This is a genomic window from Enterobacter sichuanensis, from assembly GCF_002939185.1.
Taxonomy (GTDB): Bacteria; Pseudomonadota; Gammaproteobacteria; order Enterobacterales; family Enterobacteriaceae; genus Enterobacter; species Enterobacter sichuanensis.
This window is the reverse complement of the sequence record NZ_POVL01000025.1, coordinates 52,394-68,665: the sequence shown is the minus strand read 5'-3', so window position 1 is coordinate 68,665 and position 16,272 is coordinate 52,394. Positions and strand designations below refer to the sequence as shown.

The window sequence follows — 16,272 nt, the reverse complement described above, 5'->3', positions numbered from 1 at the left end:
CCAATACCCTGTCGTATACAGAATTGCTGGCAATAAAAAAGAAGGAACACAGAATGAAGTATGTGAATCTGGGTCGTAGCGGTTTGCAAGTCTCCCGTCTTTGCCTCGGTTGTATGAGCTATGGTGAACCTGAACGCCTGCCTCAACCCTGGTCCCTGGATGAAAAGGCGTCACGGCCGCTCATTCGTCAGGCGCTTGAAGCGGGCATTAATTTTTTTGATACCGCGAATATCTACTCGGGCGGAAGTTCTGAAGAGATCACAGGAAAAGCGCTGAAAGAAATGGCCAGACGCGACGAGATCGTTGTGGCGACAAAGACCTTCTTTCCGTGGCGCAACTCACCCAATACCGGGTTTCTTTCCCGCAAGGCCATTTTTCAGTCTATTGACGATAGCCTGATTCGCTTAGGTATGGATTATGTGGATCTCTTTCAGATTCACCGCTTTGACCACTCCACGCCTGTAGAAGAGACCATGGAGGCTCTGCATGACCTCGTTAAATCAGGAAAAGTACGTTACATCGGCGCATCATCTATGGAAGCCTGGCGCTTTGCAAAAATGCAGCATACTGCTGAGCGTAACGGCTGGACCCGATTTATCACGATGCAACCGCAATACAACCTGCTTTACCGGGAAGAAGAGCGCGAGATGCTGCCCCTGTGTGAAGACCAGGGCGTTGGTGTGATCCCCTGGAGTCCGATGGCGCGCGGCAGGCTTACGCGCGACTGGAGTGTCACGTCCCGACGAACGCAAAACGATGCCTTTGCATTAAAAATGTACGAGAACGCAGCCCTTCTGGATAAGCCCGTTATTGATGTTGTTGCCAGAATTGCCGAAAAGCACGATGTGCCAAGAGCTCATGTCGCAATTGCATGGTTGTTATCAAAAACGGTCATCACTGCCCCGATCATTGGCGCGACGAAACCAGAACATCTTTCCACGGCTATCAGCGCACTGGACTTTTCACTTAGCGATGCTGAAATCACGGAACTCGAGGCACTCTATCTGCCGCACCCCGTCGACGGGATCATTCCCCCGCTTCCTGATACGCCCCCTTCACTCACGCCGCCTTCAGCAATACAGAACCGTTAACACCCTTCCCTGGCCCGGCGTTGCCGGGTCTCATAATTTCAAGAATAACGAAGCACACCGTTTTCAGTGAGAGGCGATGAGTGGATGGACTTGTGAAAAAAATTCAGCAACGGATTAGCGCTAATCGGTCTATGGTGTATATCATTTCCATATCAACGCAGTCGGGCGTTAAGGCACAAGGAAAAGGATTCTGTATGCAAATAAGCAGAGCTGATGTTGCCGATCTCATTTATTTCATGGCTATTGCACGTCATCGCAGTTTCAGCCGTGCGGCGATTGAATTAGGTGTCAGTGCATCAGCGCTTAGTCATGCCCTGAAGGGACTGGAAACCCGGCTCGGGGTTCGCCTGCTTAATCGCACGACCAAGAGCGTCACCCCTACGGCAGCAGGTGAAGAACTGGTTCAGTCTGTCCTTCAGCCTTTCGACACGATAGAAGGCGCACTTGAATCGCTTAACAAGTATCGTAATACCCCTGGCGGACGTATCCGCATCAATGCTGCCGTTGAAGCGGCCAATCTTTTGCTTGCGCCGGTTATGCCCGCATTTATGGATCGCTATCCCGATATTGAAATCGATATTGTGGCCAGCAACCGTATGGTTGACGTCACTGATGCGGGCTTCGATGCCGGTATCCGCTATGGTGGCACCGTCCCGGAAGACATGGTTGCCCGGCGTTTATCTGCCGATATTCGCTGGGTTATCGCAGCATCCCCCGACTACCTTGAACGCTACGGAACGCCTGAACATCCTGATGATTTATTACACCATCGCTGTATAAGCAATCGTCTCGGCAACGATCGGATTTATCGCTGGGAACTTGAGCGAGACGGCGAAACGTACCAAATCAGTGTGCCTGGCTCTGTGACGGTCAATCAGGCTGAAACGGGCCTTGTGGCCGTCTTAGGCGGGGCCGGCCTGATGTATTTTCCGGAGCCTCTTGTTGCGCCCTATGTGCAGGATGGACGGCTCCGCCTGGTGCTTACGGAATGGTCCCCGCTGGAGGAAGGTTTTTATATCTATTATTCAAGCCGCCGGCAACTGCCGACCGGGCTTCGCCTTCTGATTGAGTTCATACAGGAGGCCAGGCCGCTGGGGTTGTGAAATAGCGCTTCCATGCGGGACGATGCGATGTCGTCTTTATCGCCCCGTAGCGGATATCATAAAATCAATCAGGGCCTTCACTCTTTTAAAAGCCGTATAATCAAATGATTAAAATTTTATCCCTTCGCCTGAAACACTGTAACGCGCTGGCCAACAGTATGAGCAATACCTCCCCGACACAGCTGCAGCAGTTAAAGACACAATTGTCCGAACAGATGGGTAAGCCTGTGGGACTATATACCATGGGTATTCCGGCAGCGATCAGTACGCTCGGGGTGATTGTCAGTTTCGCCATTCCGCAGCTGTGGTTGGGCTATGGGGTACTCGCCGCACTCGGGCAGCCAGCTGAACGCGTATTCGTGTGGGTTGTGCTGGTCGCCCTGCTTTTCGCTGGCATCAACGGCGTGACGATGTTCATGATTGGCAAAGGCAGCATGCGCGCCGTACGGATACACCTTGCTCTGGCGGTGATAAGCCTGGTATTAACGGCAGCCTATCTGCTGGCCGCTCTGATCGGTAGCCCTTTTCCGGGCGTCAGTCTGACTGCGGCACTGGTGAGTATCGTCATGTTATTGCTTAGTGGTAGCGCTATCCTCTCCACAGCCTTTTATAAGATGCTGCTATTTACTCTGCATAATCGCGCCTGGCGCCAGTTGATCAGGCAGACTCGCGATGCACATATGCAACACTAAGCCTGCCCCTCGTAATCATCCCGCCCCATTATCCCAGACGCGATATCCTTGACCTCGCCTCGTCCAGATGGCTGCGCAACGCCGCAAGACATGGCGAGAAACTGGCAGAAAAACGGCGGCAATCACTGGCCAGAGCATAAAAACGCTCAGCCAGCTCCAGTGCTTCATGCCAGATTTCTCCTGCGACCGCGTCGATAAGCGTAACCGGACGCAGCGTATTCACCAGTGCGCCGCCTGATTTCGGTGCGAAGCCCATGGGCAGCATGTCATAGGCTGGCGCAAGATCGTAAGGCCGTCCATGGGAACTGATAAACGACAAATTACCGTGGTGCATGTCGGTATTGCCGATCAGCATGCCAAACGCCCAAAGCCTTGCCGTACTCGCGACCGCGTCCGGGTGAACACAGCCCTGCTTTGCCAGCTCGTTCACCAGTACCGGCCAGGTTTCTCTTGCCCGGCCGACAAACTCCGCCTCAAGCGCACGTAAAGAAAAGAGCCCTTTACGACCAAGTGGTCCCGTACGATCGAACCGCGGGATCTCAAGGAAGCGCTGTCCGCCAAAATCAAACACTGCTGTTTCGACGCCAAGCACCCTTAACGCCAGATGTTCCGCCAGCAGCAGGTCTCGCCAGCGTTCGCTTACAGGGTTATCGTCCGGTGCCGTGAATTTCACAATGACATGGCCACGCTCTGTGTAAGTGCAGAATTTTGGCTGCTCGCCGCCTGCAGAGGAGCCCGGTACATCGCCGGCGCTCACGGCCAGCGCCAGTGACGGATAAGCGGTTGCCCGGTCCACGGCAACAGGCAATGGCATCTCGACAAAATGATTCCGCGCCTGTTCTCCAATTAACAGGTTCCCCACCGCATCGTGCCCGTGAGCCAGCAAAGCCCGGATAACGTCAGTGTCACTCCAGTTCTCTGGATTCGGCGGCAGGCCCAGTTCGGATGAAAATCGGGATGCATACGCCCGGCCAAGGTATCCCTGAGGCCGCATGTCAAACAACCACCACGGCAATCCATCGCTATGGAGGCATATATTGTCCGTTTGCTCCATCACAAAGCCGTCAGGATAAACCGGAACGAGTTTACCCAGCGGTTTTACCGTACCCTCTTCCGTTATGCGATAAACGGGAGCCGAACTGAACCCGCGATGCGCATCACGTAGCACATAGTGAATAGATGGACCTGAGCCAATACGAACAACCTCATCGCCAAGCGCTTTAATCGATCGCGAAACGGTTGGCTGACTAATCCCCATAATATCAGTAAGTTGCCTTACCGATATGGGGCCTTGCCTCAGCAGTTGTCGTAGCGTTTCGGATCGATTTATCATGGCTTTGAATCGCTTTATGAATAGCTTATTGAATAGCTAATTTATCAGGTATTGACCCCTCTGTCATCTTCACGAACCGCCGTGGGTGTTTTCTGCCTGCGCAGCCAGATTAGCTTGTACGCCGCTGGAATAATAAACAGCGATAACAGCGGCGCCGTAATCATCCCGCCAATCATCGGCGCCGCTATACGGCTCATGACCTCTGACCCTGCGCCGCTCCCCCAGAGAATGGGCAGCAGGCCCGCAATGATCACCGCGACGGTCATCGCCTTTGGCCGCACGCGCAGCACGGCGCCATGGTAAAGGGCGTCATCAAGCCCCTGCTCTGTAAACGTCTCACGCTGTGCCAACGCCGGATGCGCTTCAATGGCATGACGCAAATACATCAGCATGACCACCCCAAACTCTGCCGCCACCCCGGCCAGGGCGATAAACCCGGTGCCGGTTGCTACAGACATATGGAAGCCCTGCCAGTACAGGAACCATATCCCGCCGACCAGCGCGAACGGCAGGCTCATCAGGATCAGCAACGCCTCATCCACGCGACGGAACGCCAGATAGAGCAGAATGAAGATGATCATCACCGTCATCGGCACCATTAGCTTCAGCTTCTTATTGGCATGCTCAAGCAGTTCAAACTGCCCGGAGAAGGACACGCTGGTTCCCGGCCTCAGTTTTACGTTCTGCGCGATGGCCGTCTTAATGTCGTTCACCACGGACACCATATCCCTGCCGCGGGCATCGATATAGATCCAGCTCGCAGGGCGGGCATTTTCCGTTTTCAGCATCGTTGGGCCTGAAACGACGTTAATCTCTGCAACATCACCCAGCGTAATCTGCTGTTTCATTGGCGTCAGGATCGGCATCTGCCTCAACGCGCCCGGGCTGTTCCGGTAGTCCTGAGGATAGCGAATATTAATTGGATACCGGGCAACGCCTTCCACCGTTTCACCCACCGTCGCACCGCCAATAGCGGATGAAACAAATAGCTGCACATCGCCCACCGTCATCCCGTAGCGGGAGGCTTTTTCCCGGTTAATATCGATATCAATGTAGCGCCCGCCTTCCAGACGCTCTGCCAGGGCAGACACCACCCCCGGCACCGTTCTGGCGACGGCTTCAATGCTCTGCGCCGTGGCGTCAATATCCGACAGCACGGTTCCTGACACCTTGATACCAATCGGACTTTTGATCCCGGTCGAGAGCATATCAATGCGGTTGCGAATAGGCGGAACCCAGAGGTTAGCCAGACCGGGCAAACGAACGGTCCGGTCGAGCTCCTCAACAATTTTGTCAATCGTCATGCCGGGCCGCCACTGATCTTCAGGTTTCAGCTGGATAGTGGTTTCCACCATTTCGAGCGGCGCCGAGTCCGTTGCCGTTTCTGCTTTTCCGGTCTTGCCAAAAACAGAAGCCACCTCAGGCACGGTTTTGATCAGTTTGTCCGTGGTCTGCAGGAGCGCCGCCGCTTCTGCCGGGGAGACGCCGGGCAACGTCGACGGCATATACAGCAGATCGCCCTCATTAATCTTCGGCAGGAACTCACCGCCCACCTGGCTCAACGGCCAGATAACCGTGAAGATGGACAAGGCCGCAACCAGCAGGGTTGTTTTTGGCCACTGGAGTACCTTAAGCAGCAGCGGATGATAGGCGTTAATCAGCAGCCGGTTCAGCGGGTTACTGTTCTCTGCGGGGATTTTCCCCCGGATCCAGAACCCCATCAGAATCGGAATGACGATAATAGCCAGCGCGGCCGCCCCCGCCATGGCGTAGGTTTTTGTGAAGGCCAGTGGACCAAACAATCGCCCTTCCTGCCCCTCAAGGGTAAAAATGGGAATGAAGGACAGGGTGATAATCAGCAGGCTGATAAACAGCGCGGGTCCCACTTCCACGGAGGCGTTGGTGATCACTTTCCAGCGTGTGGCGTTGTCAATGTCTACACCGGGATGCTGATGACCCCACTCTTCCAGCCGTTTATGCGCGTTTTCAATCATCACGATGGCGGCGTCCACCATCGCCCCCACGGCAATGGCAATGCCGCCCAGGGACATGATATTGGCATTCAGCCCCTGGAAGCGCATGACGATAAAGGCGATACACAGTCCAAGCGGCAGAGAAATAATCGCCACCAGCGCGGAACGGACGTGCCAGAGGAACAGCGCGCAGACGATGGCCACCACAATAAACTCTTCGAGAAGCTTGCCGCTCAGGTTATCAATGGCCCGGTCGATGAGCTGGCTGCGATCGTAAGTCGTCACAATCTCAACGCCTTCCGGCAGGCTGGCCTTCAGCGTCTCCAGTTTGTCTTTTACCGCCGAAATGACCTCACGCGCGTTTTTGCCAGAACGCAGGATCACCACCCCACCCGCCACTTCTCCCTGCCCGTTAAATTCGGCAATGCCGCGGCGCATTTCCGGCCCCGTTTGTACGCGGGCAACGTCGCGCAGATAAATCGGTACGCCGTTTTCGCCGCTTTTCAGGACGATGGTATTGAAATCCTCCATCGTCTGCAGATAGCCGCTGGCGCGGACCATATACTCCGCTTCCGCCATTTCAACTGACGACCCACCAGCCTCCTGGTTAGACGACTCAAGGGCCTGCTTAACTTCCGGCAGGCTGATGCCGTACTGGGCAAGTTTAAGCGGGTTGACCTGGATCTGATACTGCTTCACCACGCCGCCCACCGATGCCACCTCAGCAACGTTCGGGATAGTTTTCAGTTCAAACTTCAGGAACCAGTCCTGCAGTGAGCGCAACTCGGCGAGATCGTGCTTTCCGCTGTGATCCACCAGCGCATATTCAAAGATCCAGCCCACGCCCGTGGCATCCGGGCCGATTTCAGAGCTCACGCCAGCGGGCAGTTTGCCCTGAACCTGGTTCAGGTACTCCAGTACGCGAGAACGGGCCCAGTACAGATCGGTCCCGTCTTCAAAAATGACATACACATACGAATCACCAAACTGAGAAAAGCCGCGTACGGTCTTTGCGCCGGGAACCGACAGCATGGTGGTGGTGAGCGGATAAGTCACCTGGTTTTCCACAATCTGCGGGGCCTGGCCGGGGTAGCTCGTTTTGATAATCACCTGCACATCAGACAGATCGGGCAAGGCATCGACAGGCGTGTTGATGATAGTCCATGTTCCCCAGACGCTGAGAAACAGCGCGCCCATCATGACCAGGAAACGGTTGGCGACAGACCGCCGGATAATCCATTCAATCATCATCGTCTCCTTAATGGCCTGAATGCGTGTCGGCAGCGGATTCAGCGTGACGCATACGCTCCAGCGCGCCGGTAATATTGGCCTCCGAGTCAATCAGGAACAGACCACTGACCACCACTGACTCCCCTTCTTTAAGGCCAGAACCGATAGCGGACTGTTGCTGAGATTCATGCAGAACGTGGATCGGTTTCGGCACAAAGCGCCCCTCTGCATCAACGGTAATGACGCGCTGTTCCTTGCCGGTATCAATAACGGCCTGAGACGGGATCAGCAGCATCTCCTGACTTTGGGTCTTCAGCGTCAGGTACGCATTCATGCCCGGCTTCAGCAGTTCCTCTTTGTTTGAGACCTGCAGGCGCACCTGCAGCGTACGGGTGGTTTGGTCCACGCTCGGCAGAAGATTCCATTTTTCAACCGGGAAGGCGGTATCCGGCCAGGCCGGTACCGAAACGGCAAACTGCGAGGTGTCTTTCAGCAGATAAGCAATCGACTCAGGGACGGCCGCGCTGATCCAGACCGGATCCATCCCCTGAATCTGCGCCACCACCTTATCTTTCGAAATATTCATGCCGGTGCGCAGGTCAAAGGCGGTAATAACCCCGTCGATCGGCGCCTTGATGGTAAACCGGGTCTGGATAGTGTGGGTCGCACGCAGTCGCTGAATATCCTCATCCGGCATACCGGCCAGCCTGAGCCGTTCCAGTACCCCTTTTATCTGCGTGGGCGTACCGCCGGTGCCGGAGAGGAGCAGAAACTCGCTCTGGGCCTCGACCCAGTCCGGGATAGTAAGATCGATCAGCGGCGTGCCCTTTTTCACCTTATCGCCGAGGGTAAGCGGATACACTTTCTCAACGAACCCTTCCGCGCGCGCCTGAACAATGACAAACTGATAGTCGTTATAGCTGACGTTCGCCGGGATCGTCTGGGCATAATTCAGCGTTCCGCGCGTTACCTTTTGCGTTTTTAATCCCAGGTTCTGGACCTGGGTCGGATCAATACGGATCCCGGCACTGCTTTTATCATTCTCATCGGCATACTTCGGCACCAGATCCATATCCATAAACGGCGATTTACCGGGCTTATCGAATTTAACGTCGGGCTTCATCGGGTCATACCAGAAAAGCACCTTTCTTTCAGATGTGCTATTTTCTGGCGTTGCCGATGAGTGCATTGTCTGCCATGCCGTCACGGCTATCAGCCCTCCCGCAATAAGGCTGGTGATAATCGTGGCGGCATATTTTATTTTTAAAGAAGCCATGCCGTTTCTCGCTATTTAATGCTCTTGAGTACAGAGAGATTGCCCTGCTGAACAAACGAGAAATTCACGTGACTGCCGACTTTTAAGGCAGTAATACTCGCGTCGGCCTGCATAAAAGTAAAACGCATGGTCATCGCGGGCCAGCCAATTTCCGGGATGGCTTCATGAGAAATCGTCACTTTTTTGTTCGTCAGATCAATGTCCTTCACGATGCCGGTCCCGGTGATGACCTGCTCTGAGGCCCCTTCGCTGGCAGCGCTCATCTCCGCGTGCTGATGAACCTCAGCCTGAAGGCCGACAGAAAACAGAATAATTGCCCCAAATACAACGGCGTTAAGTGAATTGCGCATGTTTAATTTCCTTTTTAATTAAATGAGTTTATTCGACCCAACCGCCGCCCAGCGCGGTGAAGAGATTAATTTCATTAACCTGTCGGGCATAAATAAGGTCGAGAATGGTTTGCTGCGTGGAAAACAGCGAGCGTTCCGCGTCTAATACTTCGATATAGCTCACCGCACCGCTGGTATATAACCCTCTGGCACGCTGCAGGGTAATGTTTAGCGAATCAAGATACCGCTGCTGCGCTGCAAGCTGCTGGCTGAGGCTGTCCCGCAGCGCAAGCGCGTCGGCGACCTGTTTAAAGGCGGCCTGAATTTTTTGCTCGTAATTCACAACCGACTGCTGCTGGCGAATTTCGGCGAGCTTCAGGTTGGCTTTATTTCTGCCGGCATTAAAAATGGGAATGTCTATTTTGGGAATAACGTTCCACATGCCACTCCCGGCGGAAAAGAGACTGGATAATTCCGTGCTGCCTGTTGAAAGCCCGCTGGTCAGGGATATGGACGGGAAAAAGGCGGCGCGCGCCGCGCCGATATTCGCATCGGCCGCTTTAAGCTGATACTCCGCCTCCATAATATCCGGACGCTGTAGCAGGATTGCCGAAGAAAGATGGGGTGGCAGCTTTACCGGCGCAATGTCGCGGGCGTTCATCCCGCCGTCGCCCGGAGGCGTGCGATACGTGCCGAGAAGCAGCTGCAGGGCATTGTTGGCCTGCGCCAGCTCCCCCTCTCTTTTGGCAATATCTGCCTGAGTACTTTCAATCTGTCCCCGGGCCTGCTCCAGCGCCAGCACGTTGGTGCTGCCCGTAACCAGCTGTTGCTCAACGAAAGCATACGATTGCCGGTAATTGTTCAGCGTTTCCCGCGCAACACGCAGCTGTTTATACGCCAGCTGCTGGTTGAAATAGCTCTGCGACACGTTCGAGACAAGCAGAATATGCACCGCGCGGCGGGCTTCTTCGCTGGCGAAGAAGTTTTGTCGGTCGGCATCACTCAGGTTCTTCAGCTTTCCGAAAAAGTCGAGTTCGTAGCTAAGCGCCAGACCGGCGTCGTACTGCTGCGTGGCGGGTTTGTCACTTTTCAGCCCACCGCTGTAGGTGATTCCCGAGGAGGCGTTTAGCTGAGGATAACGATCCGCATCGGTCACGCTGAACTGCGCCCGGGCCTCTTCAACCTTCAGGGCGGCCATTTTTACATCGCGGTTATTTTTCAGGGCTTCTTCAATCAATCCTGATATCTGCGGGTCGACGAAGAAGTGGCGCCAGCCGGTGTCCTGATACCCGGCCGCCACGGTCGTCAGGCTGTTACGCGAGATCGAAAACTGCTGGGGTATCGGTGACGCCGGGCGCTGGTATTCAGGGGCCAGCGAAACGCAGCCTGCCAGGATAAATACCACACTGATGCTGAGTCGTTTTAACAGGAACATAATGGTTCATGAAGTCCAGAGTATTTTTAGGGTTACTCTACTGAACGCATCCTGTTTGACCGGTGACAGGATAATGACAATGCTGTCATTTTTGGCATAAGTCATTGTGAACGATCCCAGGCTCACTAGAATGTCTTCAGCAGCCAGTCTGGGGAGCAAGATGAAAATACTGATCGTTGAAGACGAAATGAAAACCGGGGAATACCTCAGCAAAGGGCTGACGGAAGCGGGGTTTATCGTGGACCACACGGATAATGGCCTGACCGGGTACCACCTCGCCATGACGGCGGAATATGACCTGCTGATTCTGGATATCATGCTGCCCGATGTAAACGGCTGGGATATCGTCCGCATGCTCCGTGCTGCCGGCAAAGGGATGCCCATACTGCTGCTGACCGCCCTCGGGACGATAGAACACCGGGTAAAAGGACTTGAGCTGGGCGCTGATGATTACCTGATTAAGCCTTTCGCCTTTGCGGAGCTGCTCGCCCGGGTCAGAACGCTGCTAAGGCGCGGGAATACGGTGATTGCAGAAAGCCAGCTTCAGGCGGCAGACCTGACGGTTGACCTCGTGTCGAGAAAAGTGAGCCGGGCCGGGAGTCGCATTCAGCTCACCAGCAAAGAGTTCAGCCTGCTGGAGTTTTTCCTGCGTCATCAGGGCGAGGTGCTTCCCCGCTCCCTGATTGCCTCCCAGGTGTGGGACATGAACTTTGACAGCGACACAAACGCAATAGATGTCGCGGTTAAGCGGCTGCGCGCAAAAATCGATAGCGATTTTGAACCCAAACTGATCCAGACGGTGCGCGGCGTGGGCTATATGCTGGAGGTGCCGGATGCCCGTTAAGCTTCCCGGGCGCCCTTTTTCTCTCGCCCTGCGGCTGACCTTTTTTATCAGCCTCTCCACGCTACTGGCCTTCTTCGCCTTTACCTGGTTTATGCTGCATTCCGTCGAAAAGCATTTCGCCGAGCAGGACGTCAGCGACCTGCAACAAATCAGCAGCGCGATGCACCGCATACTGCAGTCCCCGGCCGATCCCGATCAAAAGAAAATCAGCAAGCTCAAAGAGTCGCTTGCCGGCTACCGCAACGTTGCCGTCCTGCTTCTTGATCCGCAGGGCAATACCCTGTTTAGCTCGGCACAAGGCGCAGCATTACGCCCGGCGATGAATACGGCGAACTTTAGCCAACACCGTCAGGCACAGGATGTGTTTCTCTGGACGGTTGATGGCCCGGACATGGCCATGCATGCCGGGTCCGACATGAAGATGGAAACCTACCGGATTATCGCCTCTTCAGGAACGGCGACACTGCAGGGCAAAACGCAGAACTACGTTATGCTGATCGGGCTCTCCATTAATTTTCATCTTCACTATCTTGAGGCGCTGAAAAAGAACCTGTTCGCGATTGCCGCGGTGATTAGCGTGCTGATTGTGCTCATCATTCGCATCGCGGTTCGCCAGGGACATTTACCCCTGCGTAACGTCAGTAACGCCATTAAAAATATCACCTCGGAAAATCTGGACGCGCGTCTGGAGCCGTCTCGCGTGCCCGTTGAGCTGGAACAGCTGGTGATTTCGTTCAACCAGATGATGGGGAAAATTGAAGATGTCTTTACCCGGCAGGCCAATTTTTCCGCCGATATCGCGCATGAAATCAGAACCCCCATCACCAACCTGGTGACGCAAACGGAAATTGCGCTGAGTCAGCACCGGACGCAAAAGGAGCTGGAAGATGTTCTCTACTCCAGCCTGGAAGAGTACAACCGGATGACCCGGATGGTCAGCGATATGCTTTTTCTCGCGCAGGCAGACAACAACCAGCTGATCCCTGACCGGGTGCTGTTTGACCTCGGCGCGGAGGTGCGAAAAGTTTTCGAGTTCTTCGAGGCCTGGGCGGAAGAACGCCACATCACGCTCACCTATCACGGCGTGCCCTGCCTGATAGAAGGCGACCCGCAGATGTTCAGAAGAGCCATCAATAACCTGTTATCCAACGCCCTGCGCTATACCCCAACAGGGAAAACGGTGACGGTCTCCATCAGCAAACGGGGTAACGACGTTGAGCTGATCACAGAAAACCCCGGCACGCCGATCCCGCAGGTACATTTGTCGAAGCTTTTTGACCGCTTTTACCGCGTCGATCCGTCCAGGCAGCGTAAGGGGGAAGGCAGCGGGATTGGGCTTGCGATCGTGAAATCCATCGTCACCGCGCATCACGGAAAAGTCCACGTCGAATCGGACGCGGTGTCGACGCGCTTCATCCTCACCGTACCGGGAAAAGGGCTCTGAGCGTCAGCAAACCGTGCGGCACACCTCAAGGACCTTTTCCCTGAGCCAGCGATGCCCCGGATCCCGCTCCATACGCGGATGCCACATCTGTGAAACCGTAATGGTGCGGGTCTTAAACGGCAGCTCAAAGACGTGTACGCGCTCAGACATCGGCTGATTGAGCAGGTACAGCGCCGGTACCATGGCAATCAGATCGGACGCCAGCGCCACGGATAACGCCGTCGGAAAACCGGGCACTACGCTTGCGACCTTGCGTTTCATCCCCCGTTCCGCCAGCGCCTCATCGACAAAACCGCGTAACGAGCCGTCAGGCGAAGCCAGCACATGGCCCCAGGCAACGTAGTCACTCAGGGGGACCTCCGGCTGTAATGACAGCGGATGCCCCTTGCGCACCGCGCCAACGAACCGGTCCTGAAAGAGTCTTTGCAGACGTATTTCAGGCCCCATATTGCCCTGAACGCCAATCTCCAGATCGACAAGCCCCTCCCGCAAATAGCGCGACGTTTTTTCAGGTTTCGGCGAGAAACGAATACAGACCCCGGGCGCAACGCTCGCCACCGCGGCAATCAGCAGCGGTCCAAACGCCACCACAAAACCATCGTTCGCGCGGATGGTGAACAACCGCTCAAGGCTTTCCACCTTCAGCGTTTCAGTGGAGGGCTGGAGCACCGCCCTTGCCTCATACACGGCGCTTCTGGCGCGGTCCCGGGTGGCTTCTGCCCAGGGCGTCAGGGCCATATGACGCCCGGCCCGCACCAGAATAGGATCGCCGGTCACCTCCCGCAGCCGGCTAAGGGTACGGCTCATGGCGGAGGTGCTCAGGTTTAAACGTCGCGCCGCACCCGCCACGCTGGCTTCTGCCAGCAAAATATCGAGCGCAACCAGGAGGTTAAAATCAGGATCGGACACGGTGAATCCTCAGATATGGCGTTACATGCAATGATAAAGTGCAATTGCTGCGTCTTCCGCCCTGTATAGCGCATGAATATAGTTTCGTCATCAATATTCTTCTCTGGAGTGACGACGATGACGCTATTTTCAAACCATCCCGGCGATGAAGGTTTACCCGGACATGAACGCGCCCGGGTCCTGGCCGCCGTCATGACCACCACGCTGATGGGCGTGTTTGACGGGACCATGATCAACATTGCGCTCCCCTCGATGGCTGAGGCCATGGCGGTTCCCGCGAATATCGCGGTGTGGTTCGCCAACGGTTATCTGCTCTCCGCAGCGATGACGTTAGCCATCTTCGCGGCACTGGCTGCACGCGTGGGCTATCGACCGGTCTTTCTGGCCGGGCTTACCACCTTTACGCTCACCTCCCTCGGCTGCGCGCTGGCAACCACGCCGGAGATGTTAACCGGGATGCGAATTCTGCAGGGCGTCGGCGGCGCGGCCACCCTCAGTATCGCCCCGGCGATCCTGCGTTCCGTTTTCCCGGGTCGACTGCTTGGCCGTATTCTGGGGTTACACGCCCTGCTCATCGCCTCCAGTACGGCAATTGCCCCGGTTCTCGGCGGAACAATACTGGACGCCCTGAGCTGGCAGTGGCTGTTCGCCATCAACATTATTCCGGGCAGTATCGCTCTGCTGCTGGCATGGCGGGCCCTGCCGCGGGCTTCGGCGACTGACCGATCGCCCTTTGATGCACCGGGCGCCGTGCTTTCAGCCGTGCTGTTAGGTTCCGCGATCATGATGGCCGACAGCCTTCAGCACGTGACGCAACACCTTAACCGGGCCGCCGTGTGCTGGGGCGTACTTGCTCTGGTGAGTGCCCTCACCTTTATCTGGCATGTCCGTCGCGCGCGCAGTCCCATCCTGCCGCCCGTGATGTTCAAAAATGCACGTTTCACCCTCGCCGCGCTGACCTCGCTGGCGTCGTTTGTGAGCCAGGGGATCACGTTTGTCGCGCTGCCGTTCCTGTTTCAGAGCGTCTATGGCTACAGCCCGATGGTTTCCGCGCTGCTGTTCACCCCGTGGCCGATTGGCATTGTCCTCATCGCGCCGCATGCGGGGCGCTGGGCAGATACGATTTCCGCACCGCTGATCTCGACCCTCGGGCTGATGATTTTTATCGGTGGATTGGTCCTGCTGGCGACGTTGCCAGACAGCCCTTCCGCATGGAATATCTGCCTGCGCAGTCTGGTTTGCGGGATTGGGTTTGGCTGCTTCCAGAGCCCCAATAACCGGGAGATGCTCTCTAACGTGGCGCGGGAATATGCCAGCTATGCCTCAGGGGTGTTGTCTATCGTCAGGACGTTTGGCCAGTGTCTCGGCGCCGCCGCGGTGGGCGTACTGCTGGCCGCGACGGCGGGATGGGACCATCAACATGCCATCCAGGTTGCACTGTGGATAGCCGTCATCGCCTCGACGGGATCGGTGTTGTTTAGCCTGAGCAGGCTGCGCCCGGCGGTGAGGGCATCAGCCTGATTCGCCCTGCGGCGCTATGCTTGCACGGACCTACGGGTTTTATAGGCCGGGTAAGCGCAGCGCCACCCGGCAAGAAAGACGGCGCAATGGTTTACTCCAGCGCCAGCAGCGCAAAGCTCGCCAGCCAGTGTCCCCCGCTGTAGTGGCTGCCCACCACATGTCCGACGCTCGCCGTCAGGTGTTTCGCCACCGCATCACGCAGCGCCGATTGCGCCGGGTGGCTGGCAGGAAGCGCTTTCGCAATGTGCTTCATGCACCACGCGCGGCTGAGGTTTAACCCGTCAAGATGGGCAATTTTCGGGTCGGTACGATCGCTCACCTCTGCCGGGTTCATCAGTGCCGCAACGGAGCCAACATCCGGCAGAAACGCGTCAAACCACGCCGGGAAGTCCTTTGACACCTTGCTCATCAGCAGCGCTTCCGTCAGCGCACCGGAAATATACTCATCACCGCCGGGTTCGTAGTGGGCCGGATAGCGTGTGTCGGCAAGATAAAACCGCTCGGCCGAGGACAGAATAGCCTGCTCAAGCGCGCTGTCTTCTACGGCTCGGGCATAATCGAGCGCCAGCGCGAGCGCAAATGCAGTGTTGTAGTGCGTCCCGACGCGGATCGGATAGGTGAGCTTAGCAAGATAATCCACCAGCCGGTTGCGAATATCCTGGGTGAGCGGCGCCAGCGTCTGATACCAGCCTGCGGCCTGTGGCAACGACGACTGTTTCAGCTCCTGGGCCAGCGCCAGCAGCCAGCCGTAGCCATACGGTCGCTCAAACGAGGCGCGGAACGGCGCGGTAAAATAGGCCAGCTCCTTCGCCACGTTCTCTTCGGTCATGTGCTCGTCAAAAAGCGCGACGATCGCGTCCCGGCACGGTAATTCTGGATAGAGGCGTACGCAGCGCAGCAGCAGCCAGTAACCGTGCACCGCCGAATGCCAGTCAAAACAGCCGTAGAAAATCGGGTGCAGTTCACGCGGCGGCAGAACGTCACCATCATCATTAAGCAGGTGCATGATGTGGTTCGGGTATTCCTGGCGCAAATAGGTCAAAGGCATGCGGGCAAACGCGTCGGCCTGATGTTGCGTTAATTCCATGACAG

13 protein-coding genes are annotated in these 16,272 nt (G+C 56.1%); 6 read left to right on the top strand and 7 right to left on the bottom strand.

The window, feature by feature from the left end:
• Positions 1 to 53 precede the first annotated feature (53 nt).
• The 3 genes from C5687_RS12910 (at position 54) to C5687_RS12900 (ending at position 2,886) form a co-directional block, all read left to right on the top strand.
• Positions 54 to 1,091: an aldo/keto reductase gene (locus C5687_RS12910; protein WP_104557072.1), complete on the top strand. Its 1,038-nt coding sequence runs from the start codon at positions 54 to 56 to the stop codon at positions 1,089 to 1,091.
• 194 nt (positions 1,092 to 1,285) lie between these two features.
• Positions 1,286 to 2,194: a LysR family transcriptional regulator gene (locus tag C5687_RS12905; RefSeq protein WP_104557071.1), complete on the top strand. Its 909-nt coding sequence runs from the start codon at positions 1,286 to 1,288 to the stop codon at positions 2,192 to 2,194.
• Positions 2,195 to 2,298: 104 nt separating this feature from the next.
• Entirely contained in the window at positions 2,299 to 2,886 is a 588-nt protein-coding gene (locus tag C5687_RS12900; RefSeq protein ID WP_104557070.1) for a hypothetical protein, read from the top strand.
• Between the two features lie 28 nt (positions 2,887 to 2,914).
• On the opposite strand, the gene yjjJ is transcribed toward C5687_RS12900, so the two are convergent.
• Genes yjjJ through C5687_RS12875 form a run of 5 tightly spaced genes read right to left on the bottom strand, consistent with a single transcriptional unit; the run spans position 2,915 to position 10,462 of the window.
• Positions 2,915 to 4,219 (bottom strand): type II toxin-antitoxin system HipA family toxin YjjJ, encoded by a 1,305-nt coding sequence (gene yjjJ / locus C5687_RS12895; protein WP_104557069.1) that lies wholly within the window; start codon positions 4,217 to 4,219, stop codon positions 2,915 to 2,917.
• 44 nt (positions 4,220 to 4,263) lie between these two features.
• A complete protein-coding gene (silA, locus tag C5687_RS12890) occupies positions 4,264 to 7,440 on the bottom strand; it encodes a Cu(+)/Ag(+) efflux RND transporter permease subunit SilA (RefSeq protein ID WP_104557068.1) in 3,177 nt (1,058 codons plus the stop codon).
• Positions 7,441 to 7,450: 10 nt separating this feature from the next.
• Positions 7,451 to 8,698, bottom strand: a complete 1,248-nt coding sequence (locus C5687_RS12885) for an efflux RND transporter periplasmic adaptor subunit (RefSeq protein WP_104557067.1) — start codon at positions 8,696 to 8,698, stop codon at positions 7,451 to 7,453.
• An 11-nt stretch (positions 8,699 to 8,709) separates the two neighbouring features.
• On the bottom strand, positions 8,710 to 9,048 hold the full coding sequence (gene cusF, locus C5687_RS12880) for a cation efflux system protein CusF (protein WP_104557066.1): 339 nt from the start codon (positions 9,046 to 9,048) through the stop codon (positions 8,710 to 8,712).
• Between the two features lie 28 nt (positions 9,049 to 9,076).
• On the bottom strand, positions 9,077 to 10,462 hold the full coding sequence (locus tag C5687_RS12875; RefSeq protein WP_104557065.1) for an efflux transporter outer membrane subunit: 1,386 nt from the start codon (positions 10,460 to 10,462) through the stop codon (positions 9,077 to 9,079).
• Positions 10,463 to 10,622: 160 nt separating this feature from the next.
• Here C5687_RS12875 and C5687_RS12870 point away from each other — a divergent pair, with 160 nt between their 5' ends.
• Complete coding sequence (locus C5687_RS12870; RefSeq protein ID WP_059386697.1) at positions 10,623 to 11,306, top strand: copper/silver response regulator transcription factor; 684 nt, start codon at positions 10,623 to 10,625, stop codon at positions 11,304 to 11,306.
• Positions 11,296 to 12,750, top strand: coding sequence for a Cu(+)/Ag(+) sensor histidine kinase (locus C5687_RS12865; protein WP_104557064.1), 1,455 nt, complete (start codon positions 11,296 to 11,298; stop codon positions 12,748 to 12,750). Before C5687_RS12870 ends, C5687_RS12865 begins: the two co-directional genes overlap by 11 nt.
• A 3-nt stretch (positions 12,751 to 12,753) precedes the next feature.
• On the opposite strand, the gene C5687_RS12860 is transcribed toward C5687_RS12865, so the two are convergent.
• Complete coding sequence (locus C5687_RS12860) at positions 12,754 to 13,659, bottom strand: LysR family transcriptional regulator (RefSeq protein WP_104557063.1); 906 nt, start codon at positions 13,657 to 13,659, stop codon at positions 12,754 to 12,756.
• Positions 13,660 to 13,776: 117 nt separating this feature from the next.
• On the opposite strand from C5687_RS12860, the gene C5687_RS12855 reads away from it, so the two are divergent.
• Complete coding sequence (locus tag C5687_RS12855; protein ID WP_104557062.1) at positions 13,777 to 15,180, top strand: MFS transporter; 1,404 nt, start codon at positions 13,777 to 13,779, stop codon at positions 15,178 to 15,180.
• Positions 15,181 to 15,271: 91 nt separating this feature from the next.
• Here the strand turns inward: C5687_RS12855 and C5687_RS12850 are convergent, their stop codons facing one another.
• A complete protein-coding gene (locus C5687_RS12850) occupies positions 15,272 to 16,267 on the bottom strand; it encodes a DUF2891 domain-containing protein (RefSeq protein ID WP_104557061.1) in 996 nt (331 codons plus the stop codon).
• Between the last annotated feature and the right edge of the window lie 5 nt (positions 16,268 to 16,272).

What these genes read in the sequence shown, in the direction of transcription:
- C5687_RS12910 (WP_104557072.1), top strand. Translation starts at nt 54, where the DNA reads ATGAAGTATGTGAATCTGGGTCGTAGCGGTTTGCAAGTCTCCCGTCTT.
- C5687_RS12905 (WP_104557071.1), top strand. Translation starts at nt 1,286, where the DNA reads ATGCAAATAAGCAGAGCTGATGTTGCCGATCTCATTTATTTCATGGCT.
- C5687_RS12900 (WP_104557070.1), top strand. Translation starts at nt 2,299, where the DNA reads ATGATTAAAATTTTATCCCTTCGCCTGAAACACTGTAACGCGCTGGCC.
- yjjJ (WP_104557069.1), bottom strand. Translation starts at nt 4,219, where the DNA reads ATGATAAATCGATCCGAAACGCTACGACAACTGCTGAGGCAAGGCCCC.
- silA (WP_104557068.1), bottom strand. Translation starts at nt 7,440, where the DNA reads ATGATTGAATGGATTATCCGGCGGTCTGTCGCCAACCGTTTCCTGGTC.
- C5687_RS12885 (WP_104557067.1), bottom strand. Translation starts at nt 8,698, where the DNA reads ATGGCTTCTTTAAAAATAAAATATGCCGCCACGATTATCACCAGCCTT.
- cusF (WP_104557066.1), bottom strand. Translation starts at nt 9,048, where the DNA reads ATGCGCAATTCACTTAACGCCGTTGTATTTGGGGCAATTATTCTGTTT.
- C5687_RS12875 (WP_104557065.1), bottom strand. Translation starts at nt 10,462, where the DNA reads ATGTTCCTGTTAAAACGACTCAGCATCAGTGTGGTATTTATCCTGGCA.
- C5687_RS12870 (WP_059386697.1), top strand. Translation starts at nt 10,623, where the DNA reads ATGAAAATACTGATCGTTGAAGACGAAATGAAAACCGGGGAATACCTC.
- C5687_RS12865 (WP_104557064.1), top strand. Translation starts at nt 11,296, where the DNA reads ATGCCCGTTAAGCTTCCCGGGCGCCCTTTTTCTCTCGCCCTGCGGCTG.
- C5687_RS12855 (WP_104557062.1), top strand. Translation starts at nt 13,777, where the DNA reads ATGACGCTATTTTCAAACCATCCCGGCGATGAAGGTTTACCCGGACAT.
- C5687_RS12850 (WP_104557061.1), bottom strand. Translation starts at nt 16,267, where the DNA reads ATGGAATTAACGCAACATCAGGCCGACGCGTTTGCCCGCATGCCTTTG.